The organism is Iamia sp., from assembly GCF_035575815.1.
Lineage (GTDB): Bacteria > Actinomycetota > Acidimicrobiia > Acidimicrobiales > Iamiaceae > Iamia.
The window spans coordinates 1-17,465 of record NZ_DATLXO010000035.1; the positions used below are offsets into that span (position 1 = coordinate 1).

A 17,465-nucleotide genomic window follows, 5' to 3' on the forward strand; every position below is an offset into this window, starting at 1 on the left:
GAGATGGCGATGCCGGGGGACAACACGACGATCCACGTCGAGCTGATCAACCCGATCGCGATGGATGAGGGTCTGCGCTTCGCCATCCGTGAGGGTGGTCGCACCGTCGGCGCCGGCCGCGTCACCAAGATCATCAAGTAGCCCGCCGGGTTCGGCCCCCGTCGACCCAAACCAAAGAGAGCAGAGCCCGATGGCCAGGAACGACAAGCGGGTGCACGTCACCCTCGAGTGCACGACGTGCAAGCGCCGCAACTACATCACCACCAAGAACAAGGTCAACGACCGCGAGCGCATCGAGATGAAGAAGTACTGCCGCTGGGAGCGCACCCACACGGTCCACAAGGAGACGCGCTGAGGGTCTCGGGCTCGACCCCGCCTCCCGATGGGTAACGACCGCTCCTCGATGGGGGTCTGACCCCCGATGGTGACCGACGCCGGCACCAGTCCCGGATCTCACGCCCGCGACCCCCGCTCGGACCCCGAAGCGATGGCGGCGCTGGTGGCCCGGGCCCAGGCCGGTGACGACAAGGCCTTCGAGGAGCTCGTGAACGCCACCCACGTCGAGACCTACACGCTGGCCCGCCGGCTGACGGGCGACGACGACGACGCGCGCGACGTCGTCCAGGAGGCCTATCTCCGCGCCTACCGGTCGATCGGGCGGTTCCGGGGCGAGGCCCGCTTCTCGACCTGGATGTACCGCATCACCGCCAACTGCGCCTCGACCCAGCTGGGCCGGCGCCGACGCCACCGTCACGAGGAGCTCGCCGAGGACCTCGTGGTCGTCGACACCCGTCCGGAGCTCGACCCGGTGGCCCAGGCCGACGCGTCGGACCTGCGCACGCGGGTGGCGGCGGCCCTCGAGGAGCTGCCCCCCAAGCTCCGCGCCGTGGTGGTGCTCCGCGATGTCTACGACCTGCCCCACGAGGCCATCGCGGCTGAGCTGGGCATCTCGGAATCCGCGGCCAAGGTGCGCCTGCACCGGGCCCGCCGGAAGGTGAAGGAGCGTCTGTTCCCCGCTCGCGAGCCGGGCGAGCGGCCGGATGGGGAGGACCACTGATGGGGGAGGCAAGCTGATGCGCGTCGCCTGCGACGACCTGACCGAGCAGCTGGCCACCGTGGCCTCCGACGACGGTGCGCTCGATCGTGGCGCCCGCCGCCACGTTGACGGGTGCCTGCGGTGCCAGGCCGACCTGGTGCAGCACCGGCGCGTGCTGCGCGCTCTGCGGTCTCTGCGCACCGAGGTGCTCGAGCCGTCGCCGGGCCTGGTCACCGAGGTGCTGGCCCACATCGAGGAGGGAAGTGAACGCCACGCCATCCGCTCGCTGCTGACCGGCCGGCGGGCCGCGTACATCGGGGGCCTGGCTGCGGCCACGGCCGCCGCCGGCGCGGCCGGAGCCATCGTGCTGGCCACTCGCACGAAGGGCCGCCGGCTGCCCCTGGCGGGCTGAGCCCGGAACCCGAGTGGGAGACTCGCGACGCGGTTGCTAGTCTCGCCCGGGCCTGTTTCCGGCCGACCCAGCCGGAGATGTCCCGCAGAGGGCAGTAGCTCAACTGGCAGAGCACCGGTCTCCAAAACCGGCGGTTGTGGGTTCGAGTCCCTCCTGCCCTGCTCCGTCCGCCCACCCCGCTCGTCAGGTGCCTCCCATGGCGATGAACCGTGAACAGAAGCGCATGCTCCAGAAGCAGGGAGCGCTCGACGCCGACGGCAGCCCCAAGGCCACCCGTCGTCCGCCCAGCGCGCCCCGCCCCAAGGACCAACGGACCAAGCCTCGCCAGTTCGTTCGCGAGGTCCGCGCCGAGATGCGCAAGGTCAACTGGCCCAGCCGGGTCGAGACGACCAACTACTCGATCATCGTGCTCATCACCATCGTGGTGCTCACCGCGCTCATCGCCGGGGCCGACTTCGGCCTGGCGAGGGCCGTGCTGTGGGTCTACGACGCGTGACCGGGCCCCACGCGTCTTGCGCGACCACGCCGATCCCCGGGAGAACCCACCGGTGAGCTTTCTGACTGACCCCGAGCCGAACCCGTCGCACGACACGGCCGAGACCGATGCCCCCGCGTCTCCGGTCGACACCCAGTCGCCGGGCACCGTCACCCCCGATGCGGGCGAGGCGGAGGTCCCACCGAGCGATCCGGGGGAGCCTGTCGACGCGGAGGCTGCGGTGGTCGCCGCGCCTGGTGGGGTCGACCCCGAGACCGGTGAGGTCATCGACGTCGAGAGCCTCCTGGAGGAGGCGGCGCCGGTGGAGAGCCCGTTCGACCGACCGGGGCGCTGGTTCGTGGTCCACACGCAGTCGGGCTACGAGAAGAAGGTCAAGCAGAACCTCGAGGCCCGCACCTCGTCGATGAACATGGAGGGCCGCATCCACGAGGTCGTCATCCCCATGGAGGACGTCGTCGAGATCCGCAGCGGCAAGAAGCAGGTCGTCCAGAAGAAGATGTTCCCCGGCTACCTGCTGGTGCGCTGCATGCTCGACGACGACTCCTGGTACGTCATCCGCAACACGCCGGGTGTCACCGGGTTCGTCGGAGCCGGCAACAAGCCCTCCCCGCTGCCGCGGCGCGACGTCGAGACCTTCCTGTCGGTCAAGGACGACTCCGACGACCTCCCGTCGAAGAGGGGTCGAGCCCGCCTCGAGCACGAGCTGGGGGAGACCGTCCGGGTCAAGGAAGGCCCCTTCGCCAACTTCTCCGGCGAGATCGTCGAGATCAACGAGGACCAGCTGAAGGTCAAGGTTCTCGTCGACATCTTCGGCCGCGAGACCCCGGTCGAGCTCGACTTCTCCCAGGTCGCCAAGTTCTGAGCGTCGGGCCGGGCCCTTCCGGCTGTGGCCAGGTGGCGCCCGGCGCCTCCACCCCCGTATCCTTCCCTGTCCCCTCGGCGCCGCCCCTCGGCGGTGGCCGATCTGTTGAGACCCGAGCGGCACCGCTGCTGTTCGCCCACGAGGAGTAGGTCACCATGGCCAAGAAGAAGGTCACGGCCGTCGTCAAGATCCAGATCCCCGCCGGTCAGGCCAACCCGGCGCCACCCGTCGGCACCGCCCTCGGCCCCCACGGCGTGGCGATCATGGACTTCTGCAAGGCCTACAACGCCCAGACCGAAGCCCAGCGGGGAACGATCGTCCCGGTCGAGATCACGGTGTACGAGGACCGCTCGTTCACCTTCGTCACCAAGACCCCGCCCACGCCGGTCCTGCTCCGCGAGGCCGCCGGGATCCCCAAGGGCTCCCAGACCCCCGGGCGCGAGGGCGCCGGCCGGGTCTCCGCCGCCCAGGTGCGATCGATCGCCGAGACCAAGCTGCCCGACCTCAACGCGCACGACCTCGCGGCTGCGGTCAAGCAGGTCGAGGGCACGGCCCGCTCCATGGGCCTCGAGGTCCGCTGACCGCGGTCCCCGAGGGCTCCGGCAACCATCCCACGCCCACCGACCCCACCCGCCACCCTGAGCGCATCGGCCGGCGCATCGGCTGACGCCGACATCCACGTCCACCGACCCCACCCACCACCCTGAGCGAATCGGCTGACGCCGACATCCACATCCACAACTGGCACCGGGGAGGACCTCGCCCCGGGCCCGAGCAACGAGGGAGCCACCACCATGGCGAAGGGCAAGCGCTACACCGATGCGACCAAGCGGTTCGACCGGGACAACCTGCACTCGGCTGACGAGGCCATCGACCTGGCCAAGACGCTGGCCACCGCCGGCTTCGACGAGACGGTCGAGCTGAGCATCCGCCTCGGCGTCGACCCCCGCAAGGCGGACCAGATGGTCCGCGGGACCGTGGGCCTGCCCGCGGGCACCGGCACCGACGTGCGCATCGCGGTGTTCGCCGCGGGGGACGCCGCTGATGCGGCCCGGGCCGCGGGCGCCGAGCTGGTGGGCTCCGACGACCTTGCCGCCCAGGTCGAGGGAGGCATGCTCGACTTCGACGTCGCCATCGCCACCCCCGACATGATGCCGACCGTCGGCCGCCTCGGGCGGGTCCTCGGACCGCGCGGTCTGATGCCGAACCCCAAGACCGGCACCGTCACCACCGACGTGGGCAAGGCCGTCGCCGACTTCAAGGGCGGCAAGGTCGAGTACCGCACCGACCGCTACGGCAACGTCCACGTCCCGGTGGGCAAGGCCAGCTTCAACGCCAGCGACCTGGCCCTCAACCTGCGGGCGGTCGTCGACGAGCTGCACCGCGCCAAGCCGGCCTCGTCCAAGGGGCGCTACCTGCGACGCGTGGGACTATCGTCGACCATGGGCCCCGGCATCAAGGTCGACCCGGCTCGCATCCACCCGGTCGAGGACGACTAGGCCGTTTGGACCCGTCACCCCGTCGACCGGTACCGTCCCCGGGCTGACAATCGAGTCATCGCTCGCCGAAGACCTCCGGTGCACCCCCGGGTGCGTAAAGGACACCAGTCCACCAGATGAGGCGGGGGACAACGTTCCTCCGAGGGTGTTCGCGCGAACGGTGCGGACACCCTTTGCGCGTTCCGCCCGGGAACGCCTCGGACCGAGAGAGGAGGAGCCGTGGACAACCCCCGTGCTGACAAGGTCGCCGTCGTGACCGAGGTCGGCGAGCGCTTCGACGCCGCCGAAGCCGCCGTGCTCACCGAGTACCGCGGCCTCGGCGTGGCCGCCCTGGCTGAGCTGCGCGCCGCCATGCGAGCCGCCGGCGGGACCTACAAGATCTACAAGAACACCTTGGTGCGCCTGGCGGCCCAGGAGCGTGGCCTCGACATCGAACCCATGCTCACCGGGCCGACCGCCATCGCCTTCGTCGACGGCGATGCCGCCGGCGTGGCCAAGGCGCTGCGGGACTACGCCCGCACCAACCCGGCGTTGGTCGTCAAGGGCGGTCTGCTCGGCACCGTGGTGCTCGGCCCCGATGACATCAAGACCTTGGCCGACCTCCCCGGCCGCGACCAGCTGCTCTCGGAGATCGCCGGCCTCTTCGCCGCCCCGATGCAGCAGTTCGCCAGCCTGCTCGACGCCGTGCCCCGCAGCTTCTCCTACGCTCTCGGCGCCCTCGTCACCGCCGGCGGGGCGCCCGGCGCCCCCGAGACCCCGACGCCGGACGCGGCGGACGAGACCACCCCGGTCGAGGATCCGGCCCCCCCGGCCGAGGATCCGGCCACCCCGTCGGCCACCCCGGCCGACGACACCACCCCTCCGGCTGACGCCGGGAACGAGACCCCGGCCGAGTCGGCCGAGACTGAGGAGAGCTGACCATGGCCACCCTGACCACTGACGACATCCTCGACGCCATCGCCGGCATGACGGTGCTGGAGCTGTCGGAGCTGAAGAAGGCGTTCGAGGAGCGCTTCGACGTCACCGCGGCGGCGCCGGTCGCCATGGCGGCTGCGCCCGCCGGAGGCGGCGGTGAGGCCGTCGAGGAGGAGAAGGATGAGTTCGACGTCGTCCTGACCAGCGCCGGCCAGAAGAAGGTCGGCGTCATCAAGGCCGTCCGCGCTCTGACCAACCTGGGCCTCAAGGAGGCCAAGGACCTCGTCGACGCGGCCCCGAAGGCCGTCCTCGAGAAGGCGACCAGGGAAGATGCCGACAAGGCCAAGGACGCCCTCGTCGCCGAAGGGGCCGAGGTCGAGCTCAAGTAACCCACGCCGGGATCAGGGGTGGGCCGGGCCGCGCCCCTTCCTGCTGAGCGCGGGCGGCGGGAGATCCTTGACCTTCCGGGCGAGGCGGCTTACTGTGCGCGGAACTTCTGAGGGCCGGCGTGCGAGCCGGTCCGGCACCATGGCGCGCGGGTTGCTCCCCGGGCACGTCGACCCCTAGTGTGGTCTGTTGCCGTGACTGCTCGCCTCGATCCCCTCTCCTCCGGCCTGGGAATCGTGGGCACCAGTGCGGCCATCGTCGCGTGATCGCCCCGCCATCCGAGGAGACGTCCTTGTCTGCCCGCCCCATCCTTCGGGACCGTTACTCCTTCGCGAACCTCGATGAGGTCCTCGAGCTCCCCGACCTGATCGCCATCCAGCGCAAGTCGTTCGACTGGTTCTTGGCCCACGGCATGGCCAACACCTTCCGGGACATCTCCCCGATCAAGGACTTCACCGAGACGCTCCAGCTGGAGCTCGAGTTCGACCCCACCGATGAGGACCTGCGGCCCGAGCCCAAGTTCACGGTCGAGGAGTGCAAAGAGAAGGACATGACCTACGCGGCGCCGATCTTCGTGCGCGCCCGGTTCATGAACCAGAACACCGGTGAGATCAAGGAGCAAACCGTGTTCATGGGGGACTTCCCCATGATGACGGAGAAGGGCACCTTCATCATCAACGGCACCGAGCGGGTCGTGGTCTCCCAGCTCGTCCGCTCGCCCGGCGTGATCTTCCAGCCCGGCGAGCGCTTCCGCCTCCGCAACCTGTCCAAGCACCAGCTCGTCACCGGCACCGTCCACCCCTACCGAGGGGAGTGGATCGAGTTCGACGTCGAGCAGAAGCCGGGCAAGGACGTCACCGCCGGCACCCGCGTCGCCCGCAAGCGCCGCCTCAGCCTCTTCGTGCTGCTCCGGGCCCTCGGCTACGACGAGGAGCAGGCCCCCGGCTTCCTCGAGGCCTTCGTCCGCGAGTTCGACTTCCTCGAGGGCCAGTTCGAGAAGGATCGCGAGCTTGCGCCCACCCAGGACGAGGCGCTGGTCGAGATCTACAAGCGGGCCCGCCCCGGCGAGCCGCCCTCGGTCGAGTCGGCCAAGGCCTACTTCCGCAACGCCTTCTTCGAGCCCCGCCGCTACGACCTCTCCCGCGTCGGGCGCTACAAGCTCAACCGCAAGCTCGGCAACGAGCTCAACTGGCTCGAGCAGACCTTCCCCATGCTCGAGCTCGACCGGCCCACCACCTCCGAGGAGGCCGTGGCCCTCGACCCCGACGCCCTCCCCGACCAGACGGTGCTGTCACGCTGCGAGGTCCTGGCCGCCACCACCTACCTCCTGCACCTCGTCGACGCCGAGCCCGGATACCGCCTCGACGACCAGGACCACTTCGCCAACCGCCGCATCCGGTCGGTGGGCGAGCTGATCCAGAACCAGGTCCGCATCGGCCTGTCCCGCATGGAGCGGGTCGTCCGCGAGCGCATGACGACCCAGGACGTCGAGGCGATCACGCCCCAGTCGCTGATCAACATCCGTCCCGTCGTGGCCGCCATCAAGGAGTTCTTCGGCACCAGCCAGCTCTCCCAGTTCATGGACCAGGTCAACCCCCTCTCGGGGCTGAACCACCGCCGCCGCCTCTCGGCGCTCGGACCGGGTGGCCTCTCCCGTGAGCGGGCCGGCTTCGAGGTCCGCGACGTGCACTTCAGCCACTACGGCCGCATGTGCCCGATCGAGACCCCCGAGGGCCCGAACATCGGCCTGATCGGCTACCTCGCCACCTACGCCCGGGTCAACAGCTTCGGGTTCCTCGAGTCGCCATACCGCAAGGTCAACAACGGCGTGGTCTCCGACGACATCGTCTTCCTCTCCGCCGATGAGGAGGAGGAGTACGTCGTCGCCCAGGCCAACGCCAAGCTGAACGACGACCGCACCTTCGCCGATGATCGGGTGCTGGTGCGGCGCTCGCCGCAGGCCGCGACCCTGGGCGAGCTGAAGCTCCAGCTCGAGCGCGATGTCTTCTTCGGCGCCACCACGGAGATCTCCGCCGTGCCCGGCACCGAGGTCCAGATGATGGACGTCTCGCCCAAGCAGATCGTCTCGGTGGCCACGTCGCTCATCCCGTTCCTCGAGCACGACGACGCCAACCGGGCCCTCATGGGCGCCAACATGCAGCGCCAGGCTGTGCCCCTGCTGCGAGCCGAGGCGCCCTACATCGGCACCGGCATCGAGGCCAAGGCGGCCCGCGACGCGGCCGACATGCTGATCGCCATCGACGACGGCCTCGTCACCGAGGTCGACGGCACCCACATCACCGTCGAGTACGCCACCGCCGGTCGCAAGGTCTACAAGCTGCTCAAGTTTGAGCGGTCGAACCAGGACACCTGCATCAACCAGCGTCCGGTCGTCGCCGAGGGCGAGAAGATCAAGCAGGGCGACATCATCGCCAACGGCCCCTCGACCGACAACGGCGAGCTGGCCCTGGGCAAGAACCTGCTCGTGGCCTTCATGCCGTGGGAGGGCTACAACTTCGAGGACGCCATCATCCTCAGCCAGCGCCTGGTGAAGGACGACGTGCTCACGTCGATCCACATCCACGAGCACGAGATCGACGCTCGTGACACCAAGCTCGGCCCCGAGGAGATCACCCGCGACATCCCCAACCTCTCCGAGGACATCCTCGCCGACCTCGACGAGCGCGGGATCATCCGCGTCGGCGCCGAGGTCGACGGCGGAGACGTCCTGGTGGGCAAGGTCACGCCCAAGGGCGAGACCGAGCTCACCCCCGAGGAGCGCCTGCTGCGGGCCATCTTCGGCGAGAAGGCCCGCGAGGTCCGTGACACCTCGCTGAAGGTGCCCCACGGCGAGTCGGGCAAGGTCATCGACGTCCGGGTCTTCACCCGCGAGGGCGGCCATGAGCTGCCCCCCGGCGTGAACGAGCTGGTGCGGGTCTACGTGGCCCAGAAGCGCAAGATCTCCGTCGGCGACAAGCTCGCCGGGCGCCACGGCAACAAGGGCGTCATCTCACGCATCCTCCCCGTCGAGGACATGCCCTTCCTGGCCGACGGCACCCCCGTCGACATCATCCTCAACCCGCTCGGTGTGCCGTCGCGCATGAACGTGGGCCAGGTCCTCGAGGCGCACCTCGGCTACGCGGCGCGCTGGGGCTGGACCGAGGTCACCGGTGACAGCGGCGTGCGACCGGGTACCGGCGAGGCGCCCATCCGCGGCACCGAGGCCAAGACCCGGCCCACGACCCGACCCTCCACCCTCATCGCCACGCCCGTCTTCGACGGCGCCCACTGGGACGAGGAGGACCAGGCCGGCAAGCACGCCACCATCCAGCAGGCCCTCACCAACCTGAACCCCGAGTCCGTCCACGACGAGTACGGCGACGGTGGCCGGCTGATCTGCCCCGACGGCAAGACGACCCTCTACAACGGGCGCACCGGGGAGTCCTACGACAAGCCCATCACCGTGGGCTACATGTACATCCTGAAGCTGGCCCACCTCGTGGACGACAAGATCCACGCCCGGTCGACCGGCCCGTACTCGATGATCACCCAGCAGCCGCTGGGCGGCAAGGCCCAGTTCGGCGGCCAGCGCTTCGGGGAGATGGAGGTGTGGGCCCTCGAGGCCTACGGCGCCGCCTACTGCCTCCAGGAGCTCCTGACCATCAAGTCCGACGACGTCCTCGGACGGGTGAAGGTCTACGAGGCCATCGTCAAGGGCGAGAACATCCCCGAGCCCGGCATCCCCGAGAGCTTCAAGGTGCTCATCAAGGAGATGCAGGCCCTGTGCCTGAACGTGGAGGTGCTGGCCTCCTCCGGTGAGGAGATCGAGATGCGCGAGCTCGACGAGGACGTGTTCCGCACGGCCGAGGAGCTCGGCATCGATCTCTCCCGCCCCGAGCGCGGCTCCGACGATGACGACGACCGCCGCGCCGGCGCCGTCCGTTGATCTCGATCACCACCCTCCCGCTGCCCCCCACCACACTGCTGCCCGCCGGTCTCGGCGGGGAAAGGACCTCCTGCTGATGCTGGATGTCAATGATTTCGACCAGCTGAAGATCGGCCTGGCCACTGCGGACAGCATCCGCACCTGGTCCAACGGCGAGGTCAAGAAGCCCGAGACGATCAACTACCGCACGCTCAAGCCCGAGAAGGACGGCCTGTTCTGCGAGAAGATCTTCGGTCCCACCAAGGACTGGGAGTGCTACTGCGGCAAGTACAAGCGGGTGCGCTTCAAGGGCATCATCTGCGAGCGCTGCGGCGTCGAGGTGACCCGCTCCAAGGTCCGGCGCGAGCGCATGGGCCACATCGAGCTGGCCGCGCCCGTCGTCCACATCTGGTACCTCCGCGGCACCCGGTCGTGGCTGGCCTACCTCCTCATGGGCACCGAGGTGAAGGAGGAGCTGAAGGCCAAGCAGCTCGAGAAGGTCATCTACTTCGCCGCCAACCTGGTCACGTGGGTCGACGAGGATCGTCGCCACGAGGACCTGCCCAACCTCGAGGCCGAGAAGATCGCCGAGCGCGAAGAGATCGAGCAGCAGCGCGACGTCGAGCTGGCCCGCCGGCTCGAGGATCACGAGGGCGAGGTCGCCAAGCTCGAGTCCGACGGGGCCAAGGACTCCGACATCAAGGCGCGCCTCAAGGCCTTCGACAAGGACCAGGCGGTCATCCGCGAGCAGTACGACGAGGAGCTCGAGCGCCTCGATCGCGCCTTCGACGAGTTCCAGAAGCTCTTCGCCCGCCAGATCCTCGACGACGAGATGCTGTGGCGCGAGCTCGTGTACCGCTACGGCGACTACTTCGAGGGTGGCATGGGCGCGGACGCCATCAAGCAGCTCATTGACCGCATCGACTTCGACGTCGAGGAGGTCAAGCTCCGCGAGGCGCTCGACCCTCAGGAGGGCCGCAAGCCCCTCTCGGCCCAGCGCAAGCAGAAGGCCGTCAAGCGCCTGAAGATCGTCGCCGCGTTCAACCGCCGTGACGACCACGGCCGTCGGATCAACGACCCCCGGGCGATGATCCTCGACGTGGTGCCGGTGATCCCGCCCGAGCTGCGCCCGATGGTGCAGCTCGACGGTGGCCGCTTCGCCACCTCGGACCTCAACGACCTGTACCGCCGGGTCATCAACCGGAACAACCGCCTCAAGCGCCTCCTCGACCTCGGTGCCCCCGAGATCATCGTGAACAACGAGAAGCGCATGCTGCAGGAGGCCGTCGACGCGCTGTTCGACAACGGCCGTCGCGGTCGGCCGGTGACCGGTCCGGGCAACCGTCCGCTCAAGTCGCTCTCGGACATGTTGAAGGGCAAGCAGGGCCGGTTCCGCCAGAACCTGCTCGGCAAGCGCGTCGACTACTCCGGCCGTTCGGTCATCGTCGTCGGCCCGACCCTGAAGCTGCACCAGTGCGGCCTGCCCAAGATCATGGCCCTCGAGCTGTTCAAGCCGTTCGTCATGAAGAAGCTGGTCGACGCCGAGCTGGCCCAGAACATCAAGTCGGCCAAGCGCATGGTCGAGCGCCGGCGGCCCCAGGTGTGGGATGTCCTCGAGGAGGCCATCAAGGAGCACCCGGTCATGTTGAACCGGGCGCCCACCCTGCACCGCCTCGGCATCCAGGCCTTCGAGCCGGTGCTGGTCGAGGGCAAGGCCATCCAGATCCACCCCCTGGTGTGCACCGCCTTCAACGCGGACTTCGACGGTGACCAGATGGCCGTCCACCTGCCCCTGTCCGCCGAGGCCCAGGCCGAGGCGCGGGTGCTGATGCTCTCGGCCAACAACGTGCTCTCGCCCGCCCACGGGCGTCCGCTCGTGACGCCGACCCAGGACCTCATCATCGGTGGCTACTACCTCACCGAGCGGGTCGAGGGCGCCCTCGGTGAGGGCCGCACGTTCCGGCACCTCCACGAGGTCGAGCGAGCCTATGAGGACCGCCACATCGCCCTGCACGCTCCGATCACCCTGCGCTCCGTCACCGTCGATGACGACGGTGAGCGCCGCGTCGACGACTTCGAGACCACCCCGGGGCGTCTGATCTTCAACGATGCCCTGCCGCCCGACTTCCACTTCGTCAACGAGCGGGTCGACAAGAAGGTCATGGGCCAGATCGTCGACGAGCTCGCGCATGACTTCCCCAAGGCCGTCGTGGCCACGAGCCTCGATGCCATCAAGAACCTCTGCTACCGGTACGCCTCGAAGTCGGGCATCACCATCTCGGTCGACGACGTGAAGACGCCCGAGAGCAAGGCCGGCATCCTCGAGGCCCACGAGGTCCGGGCCCAGAAGGTCGAGGACCAGTTCCGCAAGGGCGTCATCACCGACGGTGAGCGGCGTCAGAAGGAGGTCGAGATCTGGACCGCGGCCACCGACGAGGTGCGACGCGAGATGGAGACCGGCCTCCGCGCCGAGCAGTTCAACCCCATCGAGATGATGGTCGGCTCCGGCGCCCGCGGGAACATGATGCAGGTCCGCCAGATCGCGGGCATGCGGGGCCTGGTGGCCAACCCTCGTGGCGACATGATCCCCCGGCCGATCAAGTCGAACTTCCGTGAGGGCCTGGCGATGCTCGAGTACTTCATCGCCACCCCCGGCGCTCGCAAGGGGCTGGTCGACACGGCCCTGCGCACCGCGGACTCCGGGTACCTCACCCGTCGCCTCGTCGACGTGGCCCAGGAGCTCATCGTCCGTGAGGACGACTGCCGCCACGGCGGACCCGTCCGTGGCACGTGGGTCGAGAACGTGTGGCCCGACGGCTACTTCTCGGTCGAGGGCACCTACGTCGGCGCGGTCAAGGTCGAGCCGACCGACGTCCTGAAGCGCACCTACCTCGAGACGGCCCTCTTCGGTCGCTGCCTCGCGGTCGACGTGACGCTCGCGGACGGGACGACCATCGCGGCCGACACGCCGGTCGACGAGCACCTCATGGCCGCCATGCGCGACGACGAGACCGTCGACCGGGTGCGGGTGCGCTCGCCGCTCACCTGCGACGCCGAGTTCGGCGTCTGCGCCAAGTGCTACGGCCGCTCGCTGGCCACCGGGCGCTCCATCGAGCTGGGTGAGGCGGTCGGCGTGATCGCCGCCCAGTCCATCGGTGAGCCCGGCACGCAGCTCACCATGCGGACCTTCCACACCGGTGGCGCGGTGGGCAGCGGCGGCGGCGACATCGCCGGCGGTCTGCCCCGAGTGGTGGAGCTCTTCGAGGCCCGCAGCCCGAAGGGCAAGGCCACCCTGGTCCGCACCTCAGGGGTCATCCGCATCGGTGACGACGAGGGCAAGGGCCGGGTCGTCACCGTCGTCTCCGACGACGGGTCCGAGGAGGTCCACACCATCGCGATCCAGGCCCGCCTCGACGTCAACGACGGCGAGGAGGTCGTCGCCGGTGACGCCATCGTCCCCGGCCCCCGTGACCCGAAGGAGCTGCTCGAGATCAAGGGCCTGCGCGAGACGCAGAACTACCTCGTCGAGCAGGTCCAGAGGGTGTATCGCGACCAGGGCGTGTCGATCCACGACAAGCACATCGAGCTGATCGTGCGCCAGATGACCCGGCGCGTGGCGGTGTCGGACCCGGGCGAGTCGGACTTCTTGCCCGACGAGCGGATCGACCGCAAGGCGTTCCGCGACAGCAACCGGGTGATGGTCGAAGACGGCAAGGCTCCGGCCGAGGCCCGTGACGAGATCATGGGCATCACCAAGGCGTCGCTGGCCACCGACTCGTGGCTCTCGGCGGCGTCGTTCCAGGAGACCACCCGGGTGCTCACCGAGGCCGCCATCGAGTCGAAGTCCGACTCCCTGCTCGGGCTGAAGGAGAACATCATCATCGGGAAGCTCATCCCGGCCGGCACGGGCCTGTCGCAGTACAAGGACATCGGCACCCACGCCCCCGAGTACGAGCCGATGGCGTTCTACTCCTCCGACGGCGGCGAGGGCTTCGCCGATGAGCACTTCGATGCCTCGCAGTACCTGGCCGACATCCAGGGCGACCGGACCGATGGCGGCGCGGCCGCCGACGGAGCCGATCTGGCCGTCGTGCCCGACTCCGGCGACGGCCTGGCCGGCTGAACCCGGCCCTCCACTGCGACGAGGGCGTCCCTCCGGGGGCGCCCTCGTCGCGTCCCGCCCCGTCCGTGCGACCCAGCCCGACCCCCTCCGGGGGCACGGAGTTGATGCGGCCAGGCGGGCGCCCGTAGCATGGCCGGCCGGCCCGGTGGCGGATTCGCCCCAGGGCTGCACCCGCCTGAGCACAAGAAGGTTCCCATTCGTGCCCACCATCCAGCAGCTGGTCCGCAAGGGTCGGCAGAGCAAGCCCGCCAAGGGCAAGACGCCGGCTCTGAGGGGCGCGCCCCAGCGGCGTGGTGTGTGCACCCGCGTCTACACCTTCACCCCCAAGAAGCCGAACTCCGCCCTGCGGAAGGTGGCGCGCGTGCGTCTCACCAGCGGCGTCGAGATCACCGCGTACATCCCCGGTGAGGGCCACAACCTGCAGGAGCACTCCATGGTCCTCGTGCGCGGAGGCCGGGTCCGCGACCTCCCCGGCGTCCGCTACAAGGTCGTCCGGGGCACCCTCGACGCCTCCGGCGTCAAGGACCGCAAGCAAGCGCGCAGCCTCTACGGCGCCAAGAAGGGCGGTTGAACCCGTGAGCGAGCGCAGCGAGCGAACCATGGGCACGGCGCCCTCGCCACGAAGTGGCGCTCTCTCGGCCGGCAACCGTGACGTGAAGGAGAACCTCTTGCTGAGCGAGCGCAGCGAGCGAACCATGGGCACGGCGCCCTCGCCACGAAGTGGCGCTGTGTCGGCCGGCAACCGTGACGTCAAGGAGAACCTCTGATGCCCCGCAAGGGACCTGCGCCTCGGCGCGAGCTCATCCCGGATCCGGTGCACCACTCGCTCCTGGTCACCCAGCTCGTCAACAAGATCATGCAGCGCGGCAAGCGGTCGCTCGCCGAGCGCATCGTCTACCAGGCGCTCGAGATCGTGACCGAGAAGACCGGCACCGACGACGTGATCGGCACCCTGAAGCGGGCCGTCGAGAACATCAAGCCCCAGCTCGAGGTGAAGAGCCGCCGCGTCGGTGGCGCCACCTACCAGGTGCCCATCGAGGTCCGCCCCCGTCGCTCCACCACGCTGGCGGTCCGCTGGCTCGTGGGCTACGCCCGGCAGCGTCGCGAGAAGACCATGGCCGAGCGCCTCGCCAACGAGATCCTCGACGCCTCCAACGGCATCGGTGCCGCGGTCAAGCGCCGTGAGGACATCCACAAGATGGCCGAGTCGAACAAGGCCTTCGCCCACTACCGCTGGTAGGCCCCGACCCACCGGGCCACGTCTCGGATCGTGACCGACCGGGCCCGGCTCAGCCGCCGCCCGGTCGACGCATGTCCGGACCACCAGACGAACCACCCCCCGCACGCCGCCCCCAGGGGCCCCGCCGCCAGAACAGAGACCAAGAGATGGCTGAGAACGTCCCCCTCGAGCACTACCGCAACATCGGGATCATGGCCCACATCGACGCGGGCAAGACCACCACGACCGAGCGGATCCTCTACTACACGGGCAAGAGCTACAAGATCGGTGAGGTCCACGAGGGCGCCGCGGTCATGGACCACATGGCCCAGGAGCAGGAGCGGGGCATCACCATCACCTCCGCCGCCACCACGACCTTCTGGCGCGACCACCGCATCAACATCATCGACACGCCGGGTCACGTCGACTTCACCGTCGAGGTCGAGCGCTCGCTCCGCGTGCTCGATGGCGCCGTCGCCGTCTTCGACGGCGTGGCCGGCGTCGAGCCCCAGACCGAGACGGTCTGGAAGCAGGCCGACAAGTACCACGTGCCCCGCATGTGCTTCGTCAACAAGATGGACCGCCTCGGGGCCGACTTCTTCAAAGCCGTCGACTCGATCCTCGACCGCCTCGACGCGACCATCGCCATCGTCCAGCTGCCGATCGGTTCGGAAGGCAACTTCGCCGGGGTGATCGACCTGGTCGAGATGAAGGCCGTCGTCTGGCACGACGAAGAGCTCGGCGCCAAGTTCGACACCACCGACATCCCGCCCGAGCTCCAGGAGCAGGCTGACACCTACCGCGAGAAGCTCCTCGACGTCGTCTCCCAGTACGACGACGTCCTCCTGGAGAAGATCATCGAGGACCAGGAGGTCACCGCGGCCGAGATCCGGGCCGTCATCCGTCAGGCCACGATCCACCACGGTGTGGTGCCTGTGCTGCTCGGCTCCGCGTTCAAGAACAAGGGGGTCCAGCCCCTGCTCGACGCGGTGGTCGACTACCTGCCCTCGCCGCTCGAGACCCTGCCGGTGCAAGGGCTCACCATGAAGGGCAACGAGGAGGTCGAGCGCAAGCCGCGCGTCGATGAGCCCTTCGCGGCCCTCGCCTTCAAGATCGTCGCCGACCCCCACGGCAAGCTCACCTACTTCCGCGTCTACTCGGGTTCGCTCGACAAGGGCGGCACCGTGCTCAACTCCCGCACCTCCAAGAAGGAGCGGGTGGGCCGGCTGTTGCTCATGCACGCCAACAACCGTGAGGACCTCGACCGCGTGGCCGTGGGTGACATCGTGGCCGGCATCGGCTTCAAGGACACCCGCACCGGCGACACGCTGTGCGACGAGAAGGCCGGTGTCGTCCTCGAGCGCCTTGAGTTCCCCGAGCCGGTGATCCACGTCGCCGTCGAGCCCAAGACCAAAGCCGATCAGGACAAGATGGGCAAGGCCCTCTACTCCCTCTCCGAGGAGGACCCCACGTTCCAGGTCCGCACCGACGAGGAGACCAACGAGACGGTCATCTCGGGCATGGGCGAGCTGCACCTCGAGGTGCTCGTCGACCGCATGCTGCGGGAGTTCAACGTCGACGCCACCGTCGGCAAGCCGCAGGTGGCCTACCGCGAGACGATCACCGAGGACACCGGAAAGGTTGTCTACCGCCACGTCAAGCAGACCGGCGGCACCGGCCAGTTCGCCCACATCGTGATCGAGCTCGGGCCCACCGGTCCCGGCGGCGGTTACCAGTTCGAGGACAAGATCACCGGCGGCCGCATCCCGCGCGAGTTCATCCCCTCGGTCGATGCCGGCATCCAGGCCGCGATGACCACCGGCGTGCTCGCCGGGTTCCCGACCGTCGATGTGCGCGCCAAGCTCGTCGACGGCTCGGCCCACGACGTCGACTCCTCGGAGATGGCGTTCAAGATCGCCGGCACCGCCGGCTTCCGCGAGGCGGCCCGCAAGGCCAAGCCCGTCCTGCTCGAGCCCATCATGGCCGTCGAGGTCGTCACCCCCGACGACTACATGGGTGACGTGATCGGCGACCTCTCGTCACGCCGCGGCAAGATCGGCGGCATGGAGCAGCGGGGCAGCAGCCAGGTGGTCACCGCCACCGTGCCCCTGTCGGAGATGTTCGGTTACGCTACCGACCTGCGTTCGCGGACCCAGGGTCGGGCCACGTACACGATGCAGTTCGACTCCTACCAGCAGACGCCCGCTTCCATCCAGGAAGAGATCGTCAAGCGCATCCGGGGCGAGTAGCCCCACCCACGGGGCCCGCGCCCCTGGTTCTTCCGCCGGGGCGGCGCCCCGGTCCACGTCCACCACCGCACAGAATCGTTTCAAGGAGCAATGCACCCATGGCCAAGCAGAAGTTCGAGCGGAACAAGCCGCATCTGAACATCGGGACGATGGGTCACATCGATCACGGCAAGACGACGTTGACCGCCGCGATCACCAAGGCGTTGCATGAGGCGGATTCGACGACGGCGTTCACGCCGTTCGACATGATCGACAAGGCTCCGGAGGAGCGTCAGCGGGGGATCACGATCAACATCTCTCATGTGGAGTATGAGACGGCGAATCGTCATTACGCTCATGTGG

General features: G+C 68.9%; 16 protein-coding genes, 1 tRNA gene and 1 pseudogene. All 18 read left to right on the forward strand.

The window, feature by feature from the left end; all coding sequences use genetic code 11:
• Window positions 1-141, forward strand: a pseudogene (locus VNL12_RS03195) (elongation factor Tu); the annotation flags it as partial.
• A gap of 49 nt (window positions 142-190) precedes the next feature.
• Window positions 191-355, forward strand: a complete 165-nt coding sequence (rpmG, locus tag VNL12_RS03200) for a 50S ribosomal protein L33 (RefSeq protein ID WP_325591442.1) — start codon at window positions 191-193, stop codon at window positions 353-355.
• Between the two features lie 66 nt (window positions 356-421).
• Window positions 422-1,057, forward strand: coding sequence for an RNA polymerase sigma factor (locus VNL12_RS03205; RefSeq protein ID WP_325591443.1), 636 nt, complete (start codon window positions 422-424; stop codon window positions 1,055-1,057).
• 16 nt (window positions 1,058-1,073) lie between these two features.
• The gene (locus tag VNL12_RS03210) at window positions 1,074-1,448 is read left to right on the forward strand and encodes a hypothetical protein (RefSeq protein WP_325591445.1); all 375 of its coding nucleotides are present in this window, start codon (window positions 1,074-1,076) and stop codon (window positions 1,446-1,448) included.
• Window positions 1,449-1,536: 88 nt separating this feature from the next.
• Window positions 1,537-1,609: transfer RNA gene (locus VNL12_RS03215), tRNA-Trp, on the forward strand.
• Window positions 1,610-1,644: 35 nt separating this feature from the next.
• A complete protein-coding gene (secE, locus tag VNL12_RS03220; protein ID WP_325591446.1) occupies window positions 1,645-1,944 on the forward strand; it encodes a preprotein translocase subunit SecE in 300 nt (99 codons plus the stop codon).
• A 52-nt stretch (window positions 1,945-1,996) separates the two neighbouring features.
• The gene (nusG, locus tag VNL12_RS03225; protein ID WP_349257787.1) at window positions 1,997-2,806 is read left to right on the forward strand and encodes a transcription termination/antitermination protein NusG; all 810 of its coding nucleotides are present in this window, start codon (window positions 1,997-1,999) and stop codon (window positions 2,804-2,806) included.
• Window positions 2,807-2,961: 155 nt separating this feature from the next.
• Window positions 2,962-3,387 (forward strand): 50S ribosomal protein L11, encoded by a 426-nt coding sequence (gene rplK / locus VNL12_RS03230; RefSeq protein WP_325591448.1) that lies wholly within the window; start codon window positions 2,962-2,964, stop codon window positions 3,385-3,387.
• Window positions 3,388-3,600: 213 nt separating this feature from the next.
• Entirely contained in the window at window positions 3,601-4,305 is a 705-nt protein-coding gene (gene rplA / locus VNL12_RS03235) for a 50S ribosomal protein L1 (RefSeq protein WP_325591449.1), read from the forward strand.
• 219 nt (window positions 4,306-4,524) lie between these two features.
• On the forward strand, window positions 4,525-5,223 hold the full coding sequence (gene rplJ / locus VNL12_RS03240) for a 50S ribosomal protein L10 (protein WP_325591451.1): 699 nt from the start codon (window positions 4,525-4,527) through the stop codon (window positions 5,221-5,223).
• A gap of 2 nt (window positions 5,224-5,225) precedes the next feature.
• Entirely contained in the window at window positions 5,226-5,609 is a 384-nt protein-coding gene (gene rplL, locus VNL12_RS03245; protein ID WP_325591453.1) for a 50S ribosomal protein L7/L12, read from the forward strand.
• A gap of 260 nt (window positions 5,610-5,869) precedes the next feature.
• Entirely contained in the window at window positions 5,870-9,553 is a 3,684-nt protein-coding gene (locus tag VNL12_RS03250) for a DNA-directed RNA polymerase subunit beta (protein WP_414654839.1), read from the forward strand.
• 76 nt (window positions 9,554-9,629) lie between these two features.
• Window positions 9,630-13,655, forward strand: a complete 4,026-nt coding sequence (locus VNL12_RS03255) for a DNA-directed RNA polymerase subunit beta' (protein WP_325591456.1) — start codon at window positions 9,630-9,632, stop codon at window positions 13,653-13,655.
• 199 nt (window positions 13,656-13,854) lie between these two features.
• A complete protein-coding gene (rpsL, locus tag VNL12_RS03260; RefSeq protein WP_325591458.1) occupies window positions 13,855-14,226 on the forward strand; it encodes a 30S ribosomal protein S12 in 372 nt (123 codons plus the stop codon).
• A 4-nt stretch (window positions 14,227-14,230) separates the two neighbouring features.
• Window positions 14,231-14,422: a hypothetical protein gene (locus tag VNL12_RS03265; RefSeq protein WP_325591459.1), complete on the forward strand. Its 192-nt coding sequence runs from the start codon at window positions 14,231-14,233 to the stop codon at window positions 14,420-14,422.
• Window positions 14,422-14,895, forward strand: coding sequence for a 30S ribosomal protein S7 (gene rpsG, locus VNL12_RS03270; RefSeq protein ID WP_325591460.1), 474 nt, complete (start codon window positions 14,422-14,424; stop codon window positions 14,893-14,895). The genes VNL12_RS03265 and rpsG overlap by 1 nt, the downstream gene beginning before the upstream one ends.
• A gap of 146 nt (window positions 14,896-15,041) precedes the next feature.
• The gene (gene fusA, locus VNL12_RS03275; RefSeq protein ID WP_325591462.1) at window positions 15,042-17,123 is read left to right on the forward strand and encodes an elongation factor G; all 2,082 of its coding nucleotides are present in this window, start codon (window positions 15,042-15,044) and stop codon (window positions 17,121-17,123) included.
• Window positions 17,124-17,221: 98 nt separating this feature from the next.
• A partial coding sequence (locus tag VNL12_RS03280) for a GTP-binding protein (protein WP_325591463.1) occupies window positions 17,222-17,465 on the forward strand: 244 nt, incomplete at its 3' end.

What these genes read in the sequence shown, in the direction of transcription:
- rpmG (WP_325591442.1), top strand. Translation starts at nt 191, where the DNA reads ATGGCCAGGAACGACAAGCGGGTGCACGTCACCCTCGAGTGCACGACG.
- VNL12_RS03205 (WP_325591443.1), top strand. Translation starts at nt 422, where the DNA reads ATGGTGACCGACGCCGGCACCAGTCCCGGATCTCACGCCCGCGACCCC.
- VNL12_RS03210 (WP_325591445.1), top strand. Translation starts at nt 1,074, where the DNA reads ATGCGCGTCGCCTGCGACGACCTGACCGAGCAGCTGGCCACCGTGGCC.
- secE (WP_325591446.1), top strand. Translation starts at nt 1,645, where the DNA reads ATGGCGATGAACCGTGAACAGAAGCGCATGCTCCAGAAGCAGGGAGCG.
- rplK (WP_325591448.1), top strand. Translation starts at nt 2,962, where the DNA reads ATGGCCAAGAAGAAGGTCACGGCCGTCGTCAAGATCCAGATCCCCGCC.
- rplA (WP_325591449.1), top strand. Translation starts at nt 3,601, where the DNA reads ATGGCGAAGGGCAAGCGCTACACCGATGCGACCAAGCGGTTCGACCGG.
- rplL (WP_325591453.1), top strand. Translation starts at nt 5,226, where the DNA reads ATGGCCACCCTGACCACTGACGACATCCTCGACGCCATCGCCGGCATG.
- VNL12_RS03255 (WP_325591456.1), top strand. Translation starts at nt 9,630, where the DNA reads ATGCTGGATGTCAATGATTTCGACCAGCTGAAGATCGGCCTGGCCACT.
- rpsG (WP_325591460.1), top strand. Translation starts at nt 14,422, where the DNA reads ATGCCCCGCAAGGGACCTGCGCCTCGGCGCGAGCTCATCCCGGATCCG.
- fusA (WP_325591462.1), top strand. Translation starts at nt 15,042, where the DNA reads ATGGCTGAGAACGTCCCCCTCGAGCACTACCGCAACATCGGGATCATG.